Source organism: Nocardiopsis rhodophaea, from assembly GCF_039530945.1.
GTDB lineage: Bacteria > Actinomycetota > Actinomycetes > Streptosporangiales > Streptosporangiaceae > Nocardiopsis_C > Nocardiopsis_C rhodophaea.
The window spans coordinates 40,040-58,797 of sequence record NZ_BAAAPC010000019.1 but is presented as its reverse complement, the minus strand read 5'-3'; the positions used below and the strand labels follow the sequence as shown (position 1 = coordinate 58,797).

Sequence of the window (18,758 nt, the reverse complement as noted above, 5' to 3'; positions counted from 1 at the left end):
GCGGCTCGGTCCGCACATGGCGACGTTCCGACTCAGCGGCCGTGTGGGGGAAGCCGGGGAACGACGCGGAAGCCGATGCCAGGTGGTGCAGAGGCGACGAATGCGCGGAAAAGCCGGATGCGGCGGTGATGTCCGCACTATATTCGCCGCATGTACAAGGGTTCCGATTTCGGCCGCTGGCAGCGGGATGAGGATCGGATCGCCGTGGCGCGGCGTATGGCGTGGCGTGACGGCAGGTCGACCATCCCAGGGCTGCTGCAGTTCCGGTCCGCCTCGCGCAGCGCGGGCGTGGCGGACCCCGAGGCAAGCACGCTGGAGTTCTGCGACCACCTCATTCGGGAGGGCGACCGCCAAGTCTCACTGAGTGCCCGGTACTTCAAGGTGATGCTCCTGCGTGAGCAGGGCGAGCCCGAGCGGGCCATGGCCGAGCTCGAACTGCTTGAGCGCTGCGCCCCCACAGTGCACACCGCCGAGCAGCTCGGCTCACTGTGGGCCGCCGACGGCGACCTCGAACGCGCGCTGCACTGGTACACCTGCGCCCTCACCCTCGAATGCCCTTCCGACGGCGCGGAGCGGCGCGACCGCCGGCAGGCGGGGAGGAACCGCACGGCGCTGCGGACGTCGCTCGGGCTGCCCCCGGACGACCTCGACTTCCGCATGTTCCAGGAGGACCTCGAAGCAGAAGCCCGCTGCCTGCGGGAGCATCCCGACACAGGGGAACCCGTGCTGACCCCCTTCTTCCCCCGGAGCGAGGTCGAGCGCGCGGAGGCCGTGGACGCGCTGCCGCCCGGCGTCGAGTCCGGGATGTACTACCAGCGCAACGAGATCATCTGGCAGATCGCCGCCGAAACGAGCGGGGTGTGGCGCCGCTTGCTGATCCCCGTGACAGTCGAGGACGCCGAGGTGGTGAAGAGACTTCCGTCGGGGAGGGAGGACCAGCCCGGTACGCGCGAGTACTACCTGCGCGACCAGGCCGAACGCGAGGGTGCGCAGGCCTGGCCGCCCAATGACCCCGCTCCGTGCTGGTGCAGTTCGGGCCAGTCCTACGCCTGCTGCTGCGGCCGCCCGCGCCGCTGATCACGCTGCCTTCGACACTGGTCACGCGGGCCCGTGGCGCGGCCGATGCCCACGCGCGGGCGGTGGCCAGGAAGGCCAACGGAACCAGAGGCCCGACGCGCGCCGTGGAGATGTCCTCCGTCCGTGGTTATCCACAGGCCGTGGAACCGCCATGGAGATCGGGAGGGCGTCCACGCACGCTGGAGTCCATGACCCCTCGCAACGCTCGTACCCAAACACAGCGCACGTCCGGCCCCTCAGTCCACACGACGAACCACTCCCTCGCCAATGGCTCCCCACTCGCGGGCCTGGTCGCCGCCCAGTCCAGGCTCGCCCAGACCGCCGTTCAGCAGTGCGGGTGCGTGACCACCGAGCAGGTGTACCAGTCCGGCCTCGGCAGGCGGCGGCTCGTCGCCATGATCGAGGAGGGTCACCTGATCCGCCGCTATGTGGGGGTGTACGTGGTGGCGATGTCGCTCGCGCAGGTGGCCGGCGACCCGCGCCTGGCCTCCCCCGGGCTGGAGCGGGAGGCCATGGCGGCGCAGCTCGCACTCGGGCGGGACTCCTGCGCCTGCCTCGACACCGCGGCCCGGCTGCACGGCCTGCGGGGATCCCCGCGGTGGTGCGGTTCGGTGGACATGGCCATTCGGCCCACGGGCCGGGCCCGGCGTCCGGTGCCGCCGCTGCGCGTCCACGCACGCTGGGTCGGCGCGCGGGACACCACCCGCATGGGGCCACTCCGCCTGACCACGGTGGCACGCACACTCGCCGATCTCTCCACCGCGGCGCCGCGCGCGCAGTTCGTCCCCATGGTCGAAGCCGCGCGGCGCGGGGAGTTGATCAGCGCGGCCGAAGCCACCCGGTTCCTCAACGCCCCGCACCGGGTCGAGCGGGGGTGCGGCGCCGCGCCGCACCCCAGCTCGACCAGAAACCCACCGGCCAGCGGCGGTGGTGGCGCTGCCGATCCGCCCTACCCGAGGGGGGTGATCCGGCCCGAGCCGTCCTCCGGGTAGTCGGCGGCGGTTACCCGGCCGCCGAGGTCCTTGGTGAGGTAGTCGAAAAGCGCGGTCTGGTAATTGGCGCCCACCACGGTGTAGTCCGCGCCGCGGAACGGCCACTGGTCGCCGCCGCGCGCGGAGAAGTCGATGGTGGCCACGGTGATCGGCGGCCCGTCCACCACCTCGCCGTCGGAGACGATGACGGTGCCATCGTGCAGGACGAGGTCGCGTACCCGCTCGCCCTCCCGCAGGACGTTGCCGTCGTCGTCCACCTGCTGGGCGGTCCGTGAGACGTCATAGCTGAAGTCCATCCCGGCCACCTGCGCGAACCGGCCGTCCGCGGCGGGCATCGAGGAGACGCCGTTCTCCAGCAGCTCCTTGATCTGGGCGCGCGGGAGTTCGGGAACGACCACCACCTGGTTGGGGAAGGGGGCGATCGTGTAGGTGTCGAGCTCGGAGACCCGTCCGGGGCCGATCACCGAGTTGTTCCTGATCCCGCCGCCGTTCTGCAGTGCGATCCGCGGCTCCGGCACGCCGTACGCGGCGGCGTTCGCCCGGCCGGTGGCGAGCAGGGCGTCGGCCAACAGGTTGCCGAGGTTGGTCTCCCCCGTCCGCACCCCCGGGTCGCGCCGCCCGTCCAGGCCGACGTCGGTGGTCGCGGCCGTGCTCTCCGCCAGCCCCGCAACGTAGGCCGCGACCGGCTCGTGGACCTCGCTGTACACGTCGGGGTCAGGCTCGACGGCGTCGTCGCCGACGCCGGAGACACGTACCGGGGCCGAGCGGTCGGCGACCGACGTGACCTTGCCGTTGCTGTCGAAGTTGACGACGAGCCGCCCGACGTACTTGTAGTCCGACCCGGCCGTCACGATCGGGACCTGGGTGCCGGTGGAGTCCGCCACCCAGAGCGGGTACTCCAGCGGCTCACCCGTCTCCGGGTCGTTGGGAACGACGTCGTCCGGCACCAGCGGGGTGCCCGCGGAGGCCTGGGTTTCGTGCCCGCCACCGGCGACCATCACGTCGACGTCACGCAGTTCGCGGGCGAGCTTCTTGTCCTCGCCGATGCCCTGCAGGTGCGAGACCACGATGATCTTGTCGATGCCCCGCGCGGTGAGGGCGTCGACCTCATCCTGGACCGCGCCGCGCACATCGGGGTCGACCACGGCGTCGCGCGGGCTGGAGATGGAGGGGAGCAGCGGGGTGATCGCGCCGACGATACCGATCCGCTCGCCGCGCTGCCTGACCACGGTGCTCGGGGCGATCCGGCCCTTCTCCTTCAGTTCGGCCAGGGCGGGTTCGGCCGAGACGTCCATGTTGGACACGAGGTAGGGGGTGTCGCCAGGCGTGGCCGCAATGAACTCCGCGTAGGTGTCGGGACCGAGGTCGAACTCGTGGTTGCCCATGGAGATCGCGTCGTAGTCGGCGTAGCCGGTGGCGAGCGCGTCGTAGTAGGGAGCGCCGTCCTGCTGGCTGGCCGCGAACTGCGGACCGGCAAGGAACACGTCACCGGACGAGACCGTGACGACCCCGCGCCGCCGCGCCTCCCCGCGCCGGGCGGCCCTGGGGCTGCGCTCTGCGTCGCGCAGCTGATGCAACAACGATGTGAACCGTGCGGCGCCGCCGTAGTCGGCGTCGGCCGGAGCACCGAGCAGCTTCGACTCTCCGTCATTGGAGTGCAGAACGGTCAGGGTGTAGTCGGCCCTGCCGCGCTCACTCCCGCCGTGGCCCGGCCGCGGATCGGCACTGGCCGGCGTCACCGATGAGGCGACCAGGGTGGATGCGATCAGCAACGCGCCCGAGGCGCGCATCAGTGGACGGGAACGTCTCGACATGCTCGGTTCCTCTCCGGGTCAGGGGGACATGGCGGGGCGATATCCGACAGGGCACACCGGGATCGGCCGTGAACCCGGGGGGATCATACGGCCCCGGTGTTACGGGACATGTGACACGGGTCGCCCGCCCGTCGACGCGTCGCCGAACCGAAGGCTCCGGCCCTTCCCGCGCGTATCACGAGGACACAAGAGAGGACCCCGCCGGCTCACCGGAGTCGGTGGGGTCCACGCCAGGGAATCGACCGATCGGCTATCGGGGAGCTGGTGACACCTGCGGACGAACTGTCTGCGGAGCGGTCAGCGGTCCGCCACCCGTCGCTCCATCACGGCACTGCGACACCACCGGGCGGCCGTGGACCGCCATTTCCGGCGGTTCGCCGCGCAGATCGCTCAACGACCGTCCCGTGATGGTCCGAGGGCGTCGACACGGTGACGTGCCGCGTGGACGTGGGCTACTGCCGGTTTCGGTCAGATGGAACTCATCGTGACGCGATAATAGGCGCCGAATCTTCGCTTTTGGGTCCGGTACATTCATGGGGTTGCCGAACATTTCCGGAAAACTATCTAGGGGAGAATCACCCATGTCCTACCCCCAAGGGCAGTATCCGCCCCCACACCAACAGCCGTACGGGCCGCCCGGACAGCCGTACCAGGGCCACCCGCAGTGGGGGCACCCGCAGCCCGGTTACTCGCCTCAGCCGCCGGGATACCCGTATGGCGCGCCGCCCCCCGCGAATATGCCGGGCAAGCTGCTCGGTGTCCGGATCACGATGTTCATCCTCGGTGGCATCGGGCTCCTGTTCTCGGGCGTGTGCGCCCTTGTCCTGTGGGCCGGGTCGGAGGCCGGGGGCGGACAGACGGACCTACTTGCCGATTTCCCGCCGGAGGTCTTCCTCGTGATCCTGCTGATCACCGGGGTCTACGGGGTGCTCTCGGTCGGTCTGGCCGCGCTGATGGGCAAGCGGTCGCAGGCTGTCTGGTGGCTCGTGGTGATCTTCCAAGGATGCGCGGCGGTGTGGTGCCTGTGGGGGGTGTTGGCGGGTAACGGCGGCTCGTCCGTCCCGCTCATTTTCGCGGTGGCCTTGTTCGGCAGCTTGCTGCCGCGATCCTGCCGCGAGTACTACCGCGGCTACGCCTGATCGGTCCGAGGGGAGGCGCGGGCGTTCGGGCGCTCACGACAGATGCTCGATGAACAGAGCGGCCTCGGTCTCGGTCATGCCGGTCTCCGTGGCCACCAGCCGCACGGCGTCGGCGATCCGGTCTTCACCTCGCAGGCGCCGGACCCGGTCGGCCAGGCTCATGCCCGGGGCGTGAGAGTCCGAGACATGGCGTCCTTCGCGCAGCGCGTCGGCGATCAATTTCGCCTCGGACAGGCCCATCCCCGTGCCCTCCCGGAGCACCTTGATCGCGTGGATCTGTTTGCCTCGGCGGACCAGCTCCCGGGCCTGGGCGACCGCGTCTTCGGTCAGCGGCAGCCCATCCTGCGGAGACTTCGATGAGCGTCCGAACAGTCCGGCCATGACCACCACCAAAAGGAAAAGGAAAAGAAAGAAGAGGGCGGGAGAGAGCGGGGGAACGTCTCGACCGAGCCCCAGCTTTGACGGCGGAGCCTAGCGCATCTTCGCGGTGGGGAGCATGCCGACACGGCAGGCCCGCGATCGCGGCAGCGGTCAGGTGCCGCGCCGCGTTGTCATCGGTGGGTGACACGATGGGCGTATCGGTGGTGATCGCCAACGAGAAGAGGAAAAGCCGGTGGCTCCGGAGCAGTTCATCGACATCGCACTGTGGTTTCCCGAGGCTGTGGAGACCGAGCCGTTCGTGCCGGGGGTCCCGGTCTACAAGGTCGCGGGGAAGATGTTCGCGCTGCTCATGGACGAGGGCGGTGACAAGCCCGCCACGGTCAACCTCAAGTGCGACCCTGTCCTGGCGCTCGAACTCCGCGCCGAATTCCCCGGCGTCACTCCCGCCTACCACATGAACAAGCGGCACTGGAACTCCGTCGCCCTGGACGGCGGCATCCCGGACGACGAGGTCGTGGAGATGGTGCGGCACTCCTACGTGCGGGTCGTCAGCGGCCTCCGCCGCGCCGACCGGGACCGCCTGCTCGCGGTCCTGGGCGACGACACGCCCCCGCTTCCCTCCAGGGGGAGGGGAGGGCCGGAGACCCCCTGAGCCGAAGGGCGTGCCCGGAGCCGGAACGACCGCGGGCAAGGTGCGGGAGGCGCGTGCGCCGACCGCCTCACCGGTTCGAGCGAGCGGCACGCAGCGCGCTGGGCGTGATGCCGAGGTGACGGCGCATGGTGCGCGTCAGGTGGCTCTGATCGGCGAAGCCGGTGGCCTCGGCGATGTGCGCGATGGAATCGCCGGTCGCCTGCAGGGCGCGGCGTGCCCGGTCCAGCCGCAGCCGCAGCACGTACTGGTGCGGCGACTGCCCGGTGGAGGCGCGGAAAGCGCGCGTGAAGTGCGAGGAGCTCAGCCCGGCCGCATCGGCGAGGTCCTCCAGGCGCAGGCGGTCCCGGAGGTGGGCGTTGATGTAGTCCTCCACGTGCGCCATCCTCCGTGGGGACAGCCCGCCGACCCGCGGCGGGGTGGCGGACCGCTCTGACGACATCCGCACCACGTGGGCGGCCACCGCTTGGACGAGCGCCTGGACGTAGAGCGCGTCGACCGGTTCGGGCCGCTCGTACTCCGTGACCAGCCGTTCGACCATCATCGCCAGCAGCGGATCGCTGAGGTGAAAGCGGGGGACGAGTTCGAATGCCCGGTGAGCGCCGCCCTCCTCGGCCAAGCGTTCGAGCCACGTGGGATCCAGCGCGACCAGCATCAGTTCGACGTCCTCTTCCCACCGGGGCCGTGCGGCCCACCCCGCCGGGTTGATCAGCGACTGGCCGCGATGGAACCGTTCGCGGCACGCCCGGCCGTCCGCGGACCAGCGCAGATGCGTCGACGTACCGGCATGCACGACCAGGACGTGCGACGCCGGGCCGACCGGTGGCGGCGCCGTTGCCGTCTTCCCCGCGGCGCGCTCGACGTCGCGTTCCACCACCGCGTGCCCCAGCTCCGCTCCACTACCGGAGAGGTGCACCAGATGAGGTTTGATCAGCGAACCTGCCATAAACCCCATTGTGACCTGGTCTGTTTTCGGAGCAAATGGTCGCAGCCGACTCGTCACTCCTCCCCGCCGCCACAGTCGGGGTGGGAACGTTCTACAACCGCCGGAATGTTCAAGACCCGACCCTCAACGCGGTTCCAGGATGTTGCGTGCACACCGTGCATAACGCGCAAAGGAGCCAGCATGAGCACGAACCACTCCCTCTCGGGGAAGACGGTCCTGGTCGGCGGCGGAGCGAAGAACCTCGGCGGGCTGATCAGCCGGACCGTGGCGGGCGACGGCGCCAACGTCATCGTCCACTACCACTCCGACGCCACCGCGTCCGACGCCGAGAAGACCGTCGACGCGGTCCACGCGGCAGGGGCCAAGGCCCTCGCGGTTCAGGGCGACCTGACACGCGTGGAGGACGTCGAGCGCCTGTTCGCCACCGCCGTGGAACAGTTCGGCGGGATCGACGTCGCGGTGAACACCGCGGGCATGGTGCTGCGCAAGCCCATTGTGGACACCACCGAAGACGAGTACGACCGGATGGCGGACGTGAACGCCAAGGCCGCGTACTTCTTCATCCGCGAGGCCGGGCGGCACCTGAACGACGACGGCAAGCTCATCACGATCGTGACCGCCCTGCTCGCCGCCTTCACCGACGGCTACTCCACCTACGCGGGGGGCAAGGCGCCGGTCGAACACTTCACCCGGGCCGCCGCCAAGGAGTTCGCTCCACGCGGCATCTCCGTCAACAACATCGCCCCGGGGCCGATGGACACCCCGTTCTTCTACGGGCAGGAGACGCCCGAGCGGGTGGAGTTTCACAAGTCGCAGGCGCTGCGCAACCAGCTCACCCAGATCGAGGACATCGTTCCGCTGGTGCGCTTCCTGGCCACGGACGGCTGGTGGATCACCGGTCAGACCATCTTCGCCAACGGCGGCTACACCACCCGATAGTTACCGTCCGGGCCCGGTGCGAACGGCCACGGAATGGGGGACCGCACCGGGCCCGGAACGCGGTCGCGGCCTCGTCACGAACGCTTCCTCAGCGCGGTGGCCACCAGCGCCCGCGGGGCGGCCGAGGCAGCCGGGCCGCGACGTCGGTCCACTGTTCGGCGAGCACGTCCCGTACCGTCGCCGTTCTCTCGCCCATGGGCCCGCCACTCCTCCGGCTTGTCTGGCCGCCGCCCGCGATGTCCTCCCGTGCGAGGAGGAGCCGTAGGAGCTCAGCGGAGTCGGGCCGGTCGTCGGGATCCTTCGCCATCGCGATCGGCACGAGCTCGTCGAGTCCGGGAGGAAGCCGGTCCAGGTCGGGGTCCTCGTGCAGGACACGTCGGGCGAGTTCGCGGGGGTGCCCGTGCCCGAACGGGTCGTGGGCGGCCGCCGCGAACGCGATCAGGGCGCCCCACAGGAAGACGTCGGAGCGGTCGGTGACCGGCTGCCTTCGGTACTGCTCCGGACTGATCCAGCCGGGCGTGCCGACCTTGTCGCGCGGCACCCCGCTCCCCGCCTCCGGGCCGGGCAGGGTGTCGGGGGACGGCAGCCGCAGCGCGCGAAACGCCCGGCGCATGCGGCGGACCCGCACCCAGCGCGTCGCGTCCGTCCTGGTGGACGGGCGAGCGATGCCGAAGTCGAGCACCTTCGGCCCGCTGGGCGCCATGATGATGTTGCTCGGTTTGAGATCGCGGTGCACGACCCCAGCCGAATGAATCGCGCGCAGCGCGTCGGCGATGCCGACCGCGAGGGCGCGCACCATGGTGGCGCGGAGCGGACCGTGCCGCTCGACGTGGTGGCGCACGGTCGGACCCGGCGCGTACTCGGTGGCCAGCCAGGGGCGCTCGGCCTCCACATCTGCGCTGATAAACCGGGTCACGCACGGGCTGTTCACGCGCGCCAGCAGTCGGGCCTCATGCGCGAACTGCTCCCGGAACCGCACGTCGGCGGCGTGCTCCGCGTGCACCACCTTGATGGCGAGGTACCCGCTGATCCCCTCGGCCGTTCCCGCGTACACGGTCCCCATACCGCCCGCACCGACCCGCCCGACCAGGCGGTAGCCGCCGACCTCCCGCGGATCATCCGGCAGCAGCCGTCCGAGGCGCCGAACACCGCGGGCCTTCACCGCTCCTCCCGCCCGGCGCCCGCGGCTGGGGATACCGGGGGCACGCCGTGCGCGTACATCGACGACGCCAGACGGGCGCGAGCGGGTGCGCTCCGGTGGACCGTGACCACAGAAGACCATCCAGTGCCGTGGGGGGATGTCTCGGTGCACAGGAGTCTACGACCCGAGCGTGGTCATCACGCGACTCCGGCGGGGACCAGAAAGTCGACCGCGAGGACGATGAGCACGCCGACTCCGGCCAGTGGGCAGAGCACTCCCTGGACCGCCGTGATCGCGAGGAGAGCCGTCCGAAGCCGCTCGACCCTCGTGGCCCGTGACCACGGAGAGCGGTAGACGCCGTCACGTGCACCCGGCGCGGCCACGCTGGTGTGCGGCCGACCGGGTGCGGGGTGTCAGGCGCTGGCCGGGGAAGGGGAAGGGGCGAACAGGCGGCCCCTTCCGCGGGCCGGGGATCGTAGGGGGAGGCTCCTTGCGGGGGACTGTCGCTGCAGCCAGTGGCGGAGTGGGGTCAGGGCGAGGGGCGGGGGGAGGTTGCCGTTGCCGTTCCCATTGCGTGAGCCGTGGGCCAGTTCGAAGAACACCGTGTGGCTGCGGGCGCGCCGGTAGTCGCCGCAGCGGGTTGAGAGCGCGGCGACGATGCCGAGGCCGCGCCCGCTCTCGTCATGAGGGCGAGCGGAGGAGGCGACCGGCGGATCCGCGAGGGCCGGCTCGTCGGTGACCTCGATGCGCAGTCGGCTGGCGGTGAAGCGGGCGAACACGGAGAAGTATCCGCCGGGCCGCCCGGAGGCCGTGTGCTGCGCCGCGTTAGTGGCGAGTTCAGACAGGAGGAGATACGCGGTTTCGGCGGTTTCCGTGGGGACCCTGGCGCCGCAGGTTTCGTGATCGAGGAGATCCTTGAGCCAGTGGCGGGCCCTGGCCGCGCTCTCGGCCCGGCCGGGGAACGTGCGCGCGAACGCTCGCATACTCAGCACACTCCCCGCAGGGTCGTGCGCGTCGCGTCGGGGGCGGGAGTGGCCGGGCACCGCTCATGAGATGAGCGAGGGATCCTCCGTTTCCGCCCCGGCGTCCGTTTCGTGCGAGGGGCACCGACTTCCATGAACATTCCTCACCTGGCCTTCCACGGTTCAGTGGCGGGACCCTGGCCGGTGCGCGTGCACCGGGGTAGGGTCGGTTTTCCTACCGGAATGAAAGATCATCCGGACAAGGTCGTCCTTACAAGGCTTTCCCATATAACGTCGCACCTTAGAGAAGCTAATTCCAGAGAATTCTCTCAGGTTTGCCGAGGTTGGTTCTGGGGTTGGCCGCGGTCGCATAGTGGGGTAATTGTTCGTGCTTTGGCGGATGGGGCGGCGGAAGTTCCCCGTGTGTATGCGCATGTCTTCGTTCGGTGAAGGCGGCGGCGGATTTATGAATATTTATTCTTGCGATTCGTGTTTGTGGCGGGGGTGGCGCCGCCCTGACGGCGCGTGCGCGCGGAGAGCGCCCAGTAAGCGTGTTCCGGTGGCCTGTTCTGGCCGCGGTGGCGGTGTGCCCGCCTCGGGCCGGATGGCGGCCGGGTGGGAGTGGGGTGCTCGGCACCGTGATCCGGTGATCCCCGAACACCCCCGGTGTGCCCGGTCGGCCCGCCTGACTACGGTGCCGAACCGGAGCCGTACGGCAGCGCCGGCGCGTCATCGACGCGGCTCATGTCCGCGTGCGCGCCGCTGAGCAGCTGCGACACCGTCACCATGGTGTAGCCCCGCTCGGAGAGCCCATCGAGGATGGTGGGGACCGCCTCGATCGTCGTGTCGTGGATGTCGTGCATGAGGACCACGGCTCCGGGCCTGGCGTCGTCCAGGACCTGGTGGGCGATGGTCGCGGAGTCGTGGTCCTTCCAGTCCTCGCTGTCGACGTTCCACAGGACCTGGGTCATCCCGAATTCCCGAATGATCCGTTCGACGGTCGCGTTGGTCTCACCGTAGGGCGGACGCATCAGGGGCGGCGTGAAACCGATCTCGCGCCGGATCTGCCTGTTGACTTCTGATATTTCCGCGCGGATCTCGCTTTCGCTCAGTTCGGTGAGGTCGGGGTGGTTCGCGCTGTGGTTGGCGACTTCGTGCCCACGGGAGTGCGCAAGGCTGACGGTGGCCGGGTGCCGCTCGATCTGGTATCCGACCATGAAGAACGTCGACCGCACACCATGGGCGTCGAGGATGTCGAGGAGTTCGCCGGTGCGCGGCGCGGGCCCGTCATCGAAGGTCAGGGCGATGCACTTGGCCCCCGGGGAGGAGCAGTCGGGAACGGCGCCCGGGGGAGCCGTCTCGGCGGGCGCGGCGGTGGCGGGGCCGCCGCTGAGCATCAGCAGCAGGGACGTGAACAGCGCGACCGTGCCCATCCGGTGGCCGCGAGCTGCGCTGTGCGGCTTCGGGACTGTCTCGGCGGTCGAACGGGAGGCGATGAGGCGCAAGCGTGATCCGCGCATCGGCGAGCCTTCTGAACTCGGGGGATAATGACGCCAAGTATCGTTTCCTGCACGCGCGGCTAAGAACCCTCCGGTTCGCTCGTCTTTTCCTGCCTCGGGGCGTCCGGTACGTGGACGGCGGGCGCCGCGCGTCGGTCCGTCCCGGCATGATGGGGGTGGATGCCGAGTTGCGGGAGGGGTCTTCGTGGCCGATAGGCGAGCCGGGCAGGGGCAGGGGAGCGGGCAGCCGTTTCGGCCGGCGGTGCTTGAGGGTGTGCTGGAGCGCATCACCTACGCCAACGAAGAGACCGGCTATACCGTCGCCAAGATCGACAACGGGCGGGGCAACGGCGGGGAGCTGACCACGGTGGTCGGGGCACTGCTGGGTGCGCAGCCCGGGGAGTCGCTGCGGATGGAGGGCCGGTGGGGCTCGCATCCGCAGTACGGACGGCAGTTCATGGTCGAGAACTACACGACCGTTCTGCCGGCCACCGTGCAGGGTGTGCGCCGTTATCTCGGGTCCGGGCTGATCAAAGGCATCGGTCCCCGTCTGGCGGAGAAGATCGTCGACTACTTCGGGGTCGAGGCCCTGGATGTCATCGAGCAGACGCCCGAACGCCTTATCGAGGTGCCCAAGCTCGGCCCCAAGCGCACCAAACTCATCGCGGAGGCGTGGGAGGAGCAGAAGGCCATCAAGGAGGTCATGGTCTTCCTCCAGGGCATCGATGTCTCCACCTCGCTCGCCGTCCGCATCTACAAGAAGTACGGCGACGCCTCCATCAGCGTGGTGCGCAACGAGCCCTACAAGCTGGCCACCGATGTGTGGGGCATCGGCTTCAAGACCGCCGACACCATCGCCCGTGCCGTCGGCATCCCGCACGACAGTCCGCAGCGGGTCATGGCCGGGATCCAGTTCACGCTCTCGGAGTCCACGTCCGACGGGCACTGCTTCCTTCCCGAGGACCGGCTGATCTCGGACGCCGTGAAGATTCTGCAGGTCGACGCCGGTCTGGTGATCGAATGCCTGGCGGATCTGGTCGCCGAGGAGGGCGTGGTCCAGGAGAAGGTCCCCGGCCCCGACGGCGAGGCGATCAACGCCATCTATCTCGTGCCCTTCCAACGGGCCGAGGTCGGGCTCGCGAGCCAGCTGCGCACGCTGCTGGAGCACCCCACCGATCGGATGGGTGCCTTCCATGACGTCGACTGGGCCAAAGCGCTGGCCTGGCTGAAATCCCAGACCGGGGCCGACCTCGCGGCCGAGCAGGAGGAGGCGGTGAAGTTGGCGCTCACGAGGAAGGTCGCGGTGCTCACCGGCGGGCCGGGCTGCGGCAAGTCCTTCACGGTCGACTCCATCATCCGGCTGGCCGCCGCCAAGCGGGCCAAGATCATCCTTGCCGCGCCCACGGGCCGGGCCGCCAAGCGCATGACCGAGTTGACAGGGCACGACGCGTCCACGGTGCATCGGCTCTTGGAGCTCAAACCCGGGGGCGACGCCTCCTATGACAAGGACCGACCGCTGGACTGCGATCTGCTGGTCGTCGACGAGGCGTCGATGCTCGACCTCCTCCTGGCCAACAAGCTGGTGAAGGCGGTGCCGCCCGGCGCCCATCTGCTGCTGGTGGGCGACGTCGACCAGCTCCCGTCCGTGGGCGCGGGTCAGGTGCTGCGCGACCTTCTGGCCACGGACCAGGAGGAGCGCCGAGAGCAGGCGGAAAGTGGAGACGGCGGCGGGGAGGCCCCGGTGCCCAATGTCCGGTTGACCAAGGTCTTCCGCCAGGCGCAGCAGTCGGGCGTGGTGACCAACGCCCACCGGGTGAACCGGGGAAAGCCGCCGGAACTGCGCGGTATGACCGACTTCTTCCTGTTCTCCTGCGACGACACCGAACTCACCGCCGAGCTGACGGTCGATGTCGTCGCCAACCGGATTCCGCGGAAGTTCGGCTTCGACCCGCGCCGCGATGTCCAGGTACTGACGCCCATGCACCGGGGCCCGGCCGGGGCGGGCAATCTCAATACGGTGCTGCAGAGCGCGCTCACGCCACCGCGCGAAGGGGTGGCCGAACGGCGTTTCGGCGGTCGGATCTTCCGAGTCGGCGACAAGGTCACCCAGATTCGCAACAACTACGAGAAGGGCGCGAATGGCGTCTTCAACGGCACGCTCGGCGTCATCACCGCCATCGATACCGATGAGCAGGAGCTCACCGTCCGCACCGACGAGGACGAGGAGATCGGTTACGACTTCGCCGAGCTCGACGAGCTCGCGCACGCCTACGCCGTCACCGTGCACCGGTCGCAGGGCAGCGAGTACCCGGCGGTGGTGATCCCGGTGACGACGAGCGCGTGGATGATGCTGCAGCGCAACCTGCTGTACACCGCGATCACACGGGCGAAGAAGTTGGTGGTCCTGGTCGGTTCCCGCAAGGCCATCGCGCAGGCTGTCCGTAATGCGTCGGCGGGGCGGAGATATACGGCCCTGGCGTATCGATTGTCCGATCGGGGGCTTCAGTCATGAAAAGGGCGAAAAGGATAAAATGTACTTGGTTCATATTCAACCATGCGTCGGTTTGGGTCATATCTGACTTTTCGGACTGAGTGCTGTCTGATTGGCTGGATATCTCACATAAATTCGTAGGCCTGGACAAATGAATTCGGGGTCTGTGTCGTTTACCGTGGAGGCGACGGCCGCGCGGAGCCGCGCCCCCCTCTCCGGTAGCGCGTCGCCGTCGGGCGCAACGGTGCTCGCCCCTCTCCTGGGCGCCGATCGCGCCAGGGTCGGGACCGCCGTCCCCTGGCGAGGCGGCTCGATAACCGCCTCGAAGGAGATGTCGCGGATAATAGAGCGGCGGCGGTTCCCGGCCCGTTCCGGGACTGTTCCCCACTGCTCATCCCGTGTTTTTCGAGTTTCCGCCCCAAGGTCGCCCATGGGTGAATAGGCTCCGGTTATGCGGCTGGTACCGGCGGGCGGCCCGCTGTCGGCAGCCCCATGGGCCCCAATTCCCTTCAACATGTCGTTTACGGGTTTACTGCGGAGCTTCGATGCCGGGCGCCGCGGTAGGACGAGCCACCCCGGACGCTGACGCTCTTTCCACTCCCCCCGGAGAGCGTCGGCCCCCTCGGGCGCCGACCTACGGCGGTCGGCGCCCGAGGTCCTCGACAGGCGGTTCGGCTTCCGCTGGGCTGGTGAGGCGCGACGTGAAGCCCGTGGTGGTCGGTGGCGGTCAGTCGCCCGGTCTCGTCCGGTGGAGGACGACCTTGGCGCAAGTCGCGGCCAGCCCGGAGGCCTCGCTGCCGAATGAGAAGTCCAGGCGCAGCGAGTCGGGGTCGTGGTCGGCTCGGATATCGGTCACCTCGGCGGCGGACCAGGGGCTGGTTGTCTCGTCGAAGAAGCTGAAATCGGTGACGCCTTCGAGTACCAGGGTGTACCCGACGGCGGGTGTCAGATTGGTGGACTGTAGCGCCAGAGTGACGGTGTGACCCGGGGCATCGACCCAGATTCCTTCCAGTGAGGACCCCTTCAGACCGTGCAGAGCCGACATGTGCGCACCCTCCTGCGTCGCGGCGGCGTCCTCGGGTGACCTGCTTGCTGAGGTGCCCCATTGGGTGTGATCCCACACCGTTGCGGCCGGTTCCGGGCAGATTTTCCGGTAGAGCACCGTTGGGAGGCCTGCCGTCACAGCCTCAACCCGGGTGGGTGGAGGGTCCGGAACGCGGGGCCGGTGCCGTGTGGGTCCGCCTTATCCCAGGTAGGGGTGGGCGTGTTCTGCTCGGGGGTGACCGGTGTGGCCGAAAGTCGACCAATGTGATCAGTTAGTGATCCAAACGATCTGACTTGTTTATGGATGTCCCAAACGGGGGTATGAGCGACGCCAGTGGCGGGATGCGTCCCGTCCTCCCCCACGCAATTGACCACGCGGGCGACGTCGCCCGCGACGGACGCGGAAAGGCATGCTTGTGGGCACCCTCTCCTGGATCAACGGCTCATCCCCGGCCACCCCCGCCCAGGCCATCGACCAGCTGCGCGGCTACCTCGCCGCGGCGACGACGGAACGCCTCTACGCTGGGGACCGGGGGACGGTGGCATCGCTGTCGGTCCGCACCGGGCTCACCGTTTGGTGCATGGGCGGACTCTTCCGCTGGTGCGACGACCTGGGCACGCCGCAGACCCACAGCGCGGCCGACCCCGAGGGCGCGGCGCGTCGGATCTCCGCCATCAAAGGGGCGCGGCCGGTGCGCTCCGCCGCCTGAAGGGAAGCCCGGACGGACCGCGACCAGCTCCCCGCCGAACGCGGTGAAGCGGTTCGAGCCCGCGGGGTTCACGGTCTGCCGTCCACCGCTAACGTTGGGCCTCGTGACAGAGAAACAGATCATCGTCGGTGCGGCGATCATTCGCGATGGCTCCCTCTTGGCCGCCCAGCGTTCCCAACCCGAGGAGATGTTCGGGCGCTGGGAACTCCCGGGCGGCAAGGTCGACCCCGGAGAGGATGAACTGGACGCACTCGTCCGCGAGTGCCGCGAGGAGCTGGGCGTGGCGATCCGTCCCGTCGAGCGCATCAACTACGAGGTGACCTTCCCGCCACGCGGGGACGGCTCCGAGGCGGTCCTGCGCGTGTGGACCGCCGAACTCATCGGCGACGCGGAGCCCGTGGCCCTCGAACACCTCGCCCTGCGCTGGCTCAAGTCCGATGTCCTCGCCGACATCGACTGGCTCCCGGCCGACGTCCCCTTCCTCGACGCGATCCGCCCGCGCCTGCGTCCCTGAGGCCGTGCGGGCCCGGTCGGGCCCCGGTAATCCCCCCAGATGGCGGCAGCCACGCGCGAGTGACAAGCGTGGCGCGTCTGTCCTCCGCCCGGGGAGGCGGCGTGGAAGTTTTCCGAGCGCGGCGGTGTTACACCGCTCGGCAGAGCCCCGCATCGACCGCGCATCGTCGCGCACAGCCGCGCGAACCGCGGGCGGTGCCCTGCGGATACCCCTTCTGACCAGCTCGTTTCCCAAGCTGTCCGGTATCCCGGCATAAACTGATGGACGGCCGCGGGAGTCGCGGTTCTTCCCACCACATGAGATCGAGACTTTCGCATGTCCAGCGCCACGCACGCCGAAGGTTCCGCCCGCCGGACCGACCTTCGCAACGTCGCCATCGTCGCCCACGTCGACCATGGCAAGACCACTCTCGTCGACGCGATGCTCTGGCAGTCGGGAGCCTTTCGAGCCAACCAGGACGTCGATGACCGGGTCATGGACTCCAACGATCTGGAGCGCGAGAAGGGCATCACCATTCTCGCCAAGAACACCGCCGTCCACTACACGACGCCCGAGGGCGAGGACGTCGTCATCAACATCATCGACACCCCCGGCCACGCCGACTTCGGCGGTGAGGTCGAGCGCGGCCTGTCCATGGTCGACGGTGTCGTACTCCTGGTCGACGCGAGTGAGGGCCCGCTGCCGCAGACCCGCTTCGTCCTGCGCAAGGCACTCGCCGCCAAGCTCCCGGTGATCCTCGTCATCAACAAGGTGGACCGGCCCGACAGCCGTATCCCCGAGGTCGTCGACGACACCTACGAGCTGTTCATGGACCTCGACGCCGACGAGTCCCAGATCGACTTCCCCATCGTCTACGCCTGCGCCCTGGACGGGAAGGCGTCCCTGGAGCGGCCGGCGAACGGCGCCGCCCCGGAGAGCGACGACCTGACTCCGCTGTTCCGCACCATCCTCGACACCATCCCGGCCCCCGAGTACCAGCCGGGCGCCCCGCTGCAGGCGCACGTGACCAACCTCGACGCCTCGCCGTTCCTCGGCCGCCTCGCGCTGTGCCGCGTGCGCCAGGGCGAGATCAGCAAGGGCCAGCAGGTCGCCTGGATCCGCGGTGACGGTGAGACCCAGCAGGTCAAGATCACCGAACTGCTGATGACCGAGGCACTGGAGCGCAAGTCCGCCGAGAAGGCCGGGCCGGGCGACATCATCGCCATCGCGGGTATCCCGGACATCATGATCGGCGAGACCCTCGCCGACCCCGAGGACCCCCGCCCCCTTCCGCTGATCACGGTCGACGAACCCGCGATCTCGATGACGATCGGCATCAACACCTCGCCGCTCGTCGGCAAGGTCAAGGGTGGCAAGGTCACCGCGCGCCTGGTCAAGGACCGGCTGGACCGCGAGCTCATCGGTAACGTCAGCATGCGCGTCCTGCCCACCGAGCGCCCTGACGCCTGGGAGGTGCAGGGCCGCGGTGAGCTCGCGCTCGCGATCCTCGTCGAGCAGATGCGCCGGGAGGGCTACGAGATCACCGTCGGCAAGCCGCAGGTGGTCACGCGTCAGATCGACGGCAAGCTGCACGAGCCCGTCGAGCGGCTGACCGTGGACGCGCCCGAGGAGTTCCTCGGCACCATCACCCAGCTGCTCAGCGTGCGCAAGGGCCGCATGGAGCAGATGACCAACCACGGCACCGGTTGGGTCCGGATGGACTGGCTGGTCCCCTCGCGCGGGCTCATCGGATTCCGCACCGAGTTCCTCACCGAGACGCGCGGCACCGGTATCGCGCACCACGTTTTCGAGGGCTTCGAGCCGTGGTTCGGCGACCTGCGCACCCGCCAAAACGGTGTGCTGGTGGCCGACCGCCCCGGCCAGGCCGTGTCGTTCGCCATGTTCAACCTGCAGGAGCGCGGCACCCTGTTCGTGGAGCCCGGCACCGAGGTGTACGAGGGCATGATCGTCGGCGAGAACTCCCGCTCCGACGACATGGACGTCAACATCACCAAGGAGAAGAAGCTCACGAACATGCGCTCCTCCACCGGTGACGAGCTGGTGCGCCTGGTCCCGCCGCGCAAGCTCTCCCTGGAGCAGGCGCTGGAGTTCTGCCGCGAGGACGAGTGCGTCGAGGTCACACCCGACGCCGTGCGTATCCGCAAGGTCATCCTCGACCAGAAGGAGCGCGGCCGGATCACCGCGAACAAGAAGCGCGGCTAGTGGGTAACGGCCTCACAGGGAGCCCGCTGGGACCACCCAGCGGGTTTCCTGCCCGGTCACCTCGGAGATGAGATCGTAATCCTTGTCGTAGTGAACCACGACAGCGCCGTGTTCCTCTGCGGTGGCCGCGATGATCAGGTCGGGCAGCGCTCGCCGGTGGTGGCCTTTGCGGGCCAACGCGTGTTGGACATCCATCGCCCGTCGCATCGCTGCGTGGGTCGTGTCGAGCCAGGGCAGCTTTTCGTAGGCCGCTCGTAG

Annotated in this window: 18 protein-coding genes; 9 read left to right on the top strand and 9 right to left on the bottom strand. The window is 69.1% G+C overall.

The features are described from left to right. Positions 1-150: 150 nt before the first annotated feature. Positions 151-1,077: an SEC-C domain-containing protein gene (locus tag ABD259_RS19995; protein WP_344101729.1), complete on the top strand. Its 927-nt coding sequence runs from the start codon at positions 151-153 to the stop codon at positions 1,075-1,077. Positions 1,078-1,265: 188 nt separating this feature from the next. Next, positions 1,266-2,069 (top strand): type IV toxin-antitoxin system AbiEi family antitoxin domain-containing protein, encoded by an 804-nt coding sequence (locus tag ABD259_RS19990; RefSeq protein WP_344164488.1) that lies wholly within the window; start codon positions 1,266-1,268, stop codon positions 2,067-2,069. Here the strand turns inward: ABD259_RS19990 and ABD259_RS19985 are convergent. After that, positions 2,027-3,883 (bottom strand): bifunctional metallophosphatase/5'-nucleotidase, encoded by a 1,857-nt coding sequence (locus ABD259_RS19985; protein ID WP_344164485.1) that lies wholly within the window; start codon positions 3,881-3,883, stop codon positions 2,027-2,029. The genes ABD259_RS19990 and ABD259_RS19985 overlap by 43 nt on opposite strands. 737 nt (positions 3,884-4,620) lie before the next feature. On the opposite strand from ABD259_RS19985, the gene ABD259_RS19980 reads away from it, so the two are divergent. Next, entirely contained in the window at positions 4,621-5,022 is a 402-nt protein-coding gene (locus ABD259_RS19980; RefSeq protein ID WP_344164482.1) for a hypothetical protein, read from the top strand. A gap of 33 nt (positions 5,023-5,055) precedes the next feature. Here the strand turns inward: ABD259_RS19980 and ABD259_RS19975 are convergent, their stop codons facing one another. After that, positions 5,056-5,403 carry a 50S ribosomal protein L7/L12 gene (locus ABD259_RS19975; RefSeq protein WP_344101720.1) on the bottom strand — a complete coding sequence of 116 codons (348 nt, stop codon included), beginning with the start codon at positions 5,401-5,403 and terminating at the stop codon, positions 5,056-5,058. A 232-nt stretch (positions 5,404-5,635) separates the two neighbouring features. Here ABD259_RS19975 and ABD259_RS19970 point away from each other — a divergent pair, with 232 nt between their 5' ends. Then, positions 5,636-6,055, top strand: coding sequence for an MmcQ/YjbR family DNA-binding protein (locus tag ABD259_RS19970; protein WP_344101718.1), 420 nt, complete (start codon positions 5,636-5,638; stop codon positions 6,053-6,055). Positions 6,056-6,122: 67 nt separating this feature from the next. On the opposite strand, the gene ABD259_RS19965 is transcribed toward ABD259_RS19970, so the two are convergent. Then, positions 6,123-6,998 carry a helix-turn-helix domain-containing protein gene (locus ABD259_RS19965; RefSeq protein WP_344164479.1) on the bottom strand — a complete coding sequence of 292 codons (876 nt, stop codon included), beginning with the start codon at positions 6,996-6,998 and terminating at the stop codon, positions 6,123-6,125. A gap of 180 nt (positions 6,999-7,178) precedes the next feature. Here ABD259_RS19965 and ABD259_RS19960 point away from each other — a divergent pair, with 180 nt between their 5' ends. Then, a complete protein-coding gene (locus ABD259_RS19960; RefSeq protein WP_344101714.1) occupies positions 7,179-7,937 on the top strand; it encodes an SDR family oxidoreductase in 759 nt (252 codons plus the stop codon). A gap of 88 nt (positions 7,938-8,025) precedes the next feature. On the opposite strand, the gene ABD259_RS19955 is transcribed toward ABD259_RS19960, so the two are convergent. From ABD259_RS19955 to ABD259_RS19940, 4 genes are all read right to left on the bottom strand, one after another. Beyond that, positions 8,026-9,099, bottom strand: a complete 1,074-nt coding sequence (locus tag ABD259_RS19955) for a serine/threonine-protein kinase (protein ID WP_344164476.1) — start codon at positions 9,097-9,099, stop codon at positions 8,026-8,028. Positions 9,100-9,275: 176 nt separating this feature from the next. Then, positions 9,276-9,461: a hypothetical protein gene (locus tag ABD259_RS19950; RefSeq protein ID WP_344164473.1), complete on the bottom strand. Its 186-nt coding sequence runs from the start codon at positions 9,459-9,461 to the stop codon at positions 9,276-9,278. A gap of 30 nt (positions 9,462-9,491) precedes the next feature. Then, on the bottom strand, positions 9,492-10,061 hold the full coding sequence (locus tag ABD259_RS19945) for an ATP-binding protein (protein WP_344164470.1): 570 nt from the start codon (positions 10,059-10,061) through the stop codon (positions 9,492-9,494). A 668-nt stretch (positions 10,062-10,729) separates the two neighbouring features. After that, a complete protein-coding gene (locus tag ABD259_RS19940) occupies positions 10,730-11,560 on the bottom strand; it encodes a polysaccharide deacetylase family protein (RefSeq protein WP_344101706.1) in 831 nt (276 codons plus the stop codon). Positions 11,561-11,744: 184 nt separating this feature from the next. Between ABD259_RS19940 and recD2 the strand changes: the two genes are divergently transcribed. Then, positions 11,745-14,051 (top strand): SF1B family DNA helicase RecD2, encoded by a 2,307-nt coding sequence (gene recD2 / locus ABD259_RS19935; protein ID WP_344164467.1) that lies wholly within the window; start codon positions 11,745-11,747, stop codon positions 14,049-14,051. A 706-nt stretch (positions 14,052-14,757) separates the two neighbouring features. On the opposite strand, the gene ABD259_RS19930 is transcribed toward recD2, so the two are convergent. Beyond that, positions 14,758-15,075 carry a hypothetical protein gene (locus ABD259_RS19930; protein WP_344101702.1) on the bottom strand — a complete coding sequence of 106 codons (318 nt, stop codon included), beginning with the start codon at positions 15,073-15,075 and terminating at the stop codon, positions 14,758-14,760. A gap of 409 nt (positions 15,076-15,484) precedes the next feature. Between ABD259_RS19930 and ABD259_RS19925 the strand changes: the two genes are divergently transcribed. The 3 genes from ABD259_RS19925 to typA all read left to right on the top strand — a co-directional run bounded on the left by ABD259_RS19925 (position 15,485) and on the right by typA (position 18,500). Beyond that, positions 15,485-15,784, top strand: coding sequence for a hypothetical protein (locus ABD259_RS19925; protein WP_344101700.1), 300 nt, complete (start codon positions 15,485-15,487; stop codon positions 15,782-15,784). A gap of 103 nt (positions 15,785-15,887) precedes the next feature. Then, entirely contained in the window at positions 15,888-16,298 is a 411-nt protein-coding gene (locus ABD259_RS19920) for a (deoxy)nucleoside triphosphate pyrophosphohydrolase (protein ID WP_344101698.1), read from the top strand. A gap of 315 nt (positions 16,299-16,613) precedes the next feature. Then, positions 16,614-18,500, top strand: coding sequence for a translational GTPase TypA (gene typA, locus ABD259_RS19915; protein ID WP_344101696.1), 1,887 nt, complete (start codon positions 16,614-16,616; stop codon positions 18,498-18,500). A 12-nt stretch (positions 18,501-18,512) separates the two neighbouring features. On the opposite strand, the gene ABD259_RS19910 is transcribed toward typA, so the two are convergent. Further along, positions 18,513-18,695: a PIN domain-containing protein gene (locus ABD259_RS19910; RefSeq protein WP_425573545.1), complete on the bottom strand. Its 183-nt coding sequence runs from the start codon at positions 18,693-18,695 to the stop codon at positions 18,513-18,515. Positions 18,696-18,758 lie beyond the last annotated feature (63 nt).

Coding starts and splice junctions, on each gene's coding strand:
- ABD259_RS19995 (WP_344101729.1), top strand. CDS start 151: ATGTACAAGGGTTCCGATTTCGGCCGCTGGCAGCGGGATGAGGATCGG.
- ABD259_RS19990 (WP_344164488.1), top strand. CDS start 1,266: ATGACCCCTCGCAACGCTCGTACCCAAACACAGCGCACGTCCGGCCCC.
- ABD259_RS19985 (WP_344164485.1), bottom strand. CDS start 3,883: ATGTCGAGACGTTCCCGTCCACTGATGCGCGCCTCGGGCGCGTTGCTG.
- ABD259_RS19980 (WP_344164482.1), top strand. CDS start 4,621: ATGCCGGGCAAGCTGCTCGGTGTCCGGATCACGATGTTCATCCTCGGT.
- ABD259_RS19975 (WP_344101720.1), bottom strand. CDS start 5,403: ATGGCCGGACTGTTCGGACGCTCATCGAAGTCTCCGCAGGATGGGCTG.
- ABD259_RS19965 (WP_344164479.1), bottom strand. CDS start 6,998: ATGGCAGGTTCGCTGATCAAACCTCATCTGGTGCACCTCTCCGGTAGT.
- ABD259_RS19960 (WP_344101714.1), top strand. CDS start 7,179: ATGAGCACGAACCACTCCCTCTCGGGGAAGACGGTCCTGGTCGGCGGC.
- ABD259_RS19945 (WP_344164470.1), bottom strand. CDS start 10,061: ATGCGAGCGTTCGCGCGCACGTTCCCCGGCCGGGCCGAGAGCGCGGCC.
- ABD259_RS19940 (WP_344101706.1), bottom strand. CDS start 11,560: ATGCGCGGATCACGCTTGCGCCTCATCGCCTCCCGTTCGACCGCCGAG.
- ABD259_RS19930 (WP_344101702.1), bottom strand. CDS start 15,075: ATGTCGGCTCTGCACGGTCTGAAGGGGTCCTCACTGGAAGGAATCTGG.
- ABD259_RS19925 (WP_344101700.1), top strand. CDS start 15,485: ATGCTTGTGGGCACCCTCTCCTGGATCAACGGCTCATCCCCGGCCACC.
- typA (WP_344101696.1), top strand. CDS start 16,614: ATGTCCAGCGCCACGCACGCCGAAGGTTCCGCCCGCCGGACCGACCTT.
- ABD259_RS19910 (WP_425573545.1), bottom strand. CDS start 18,695: ATGGATGTCCAACACGCGTTGGCCCGCAAAGGCCACCACCGGCGAGCG.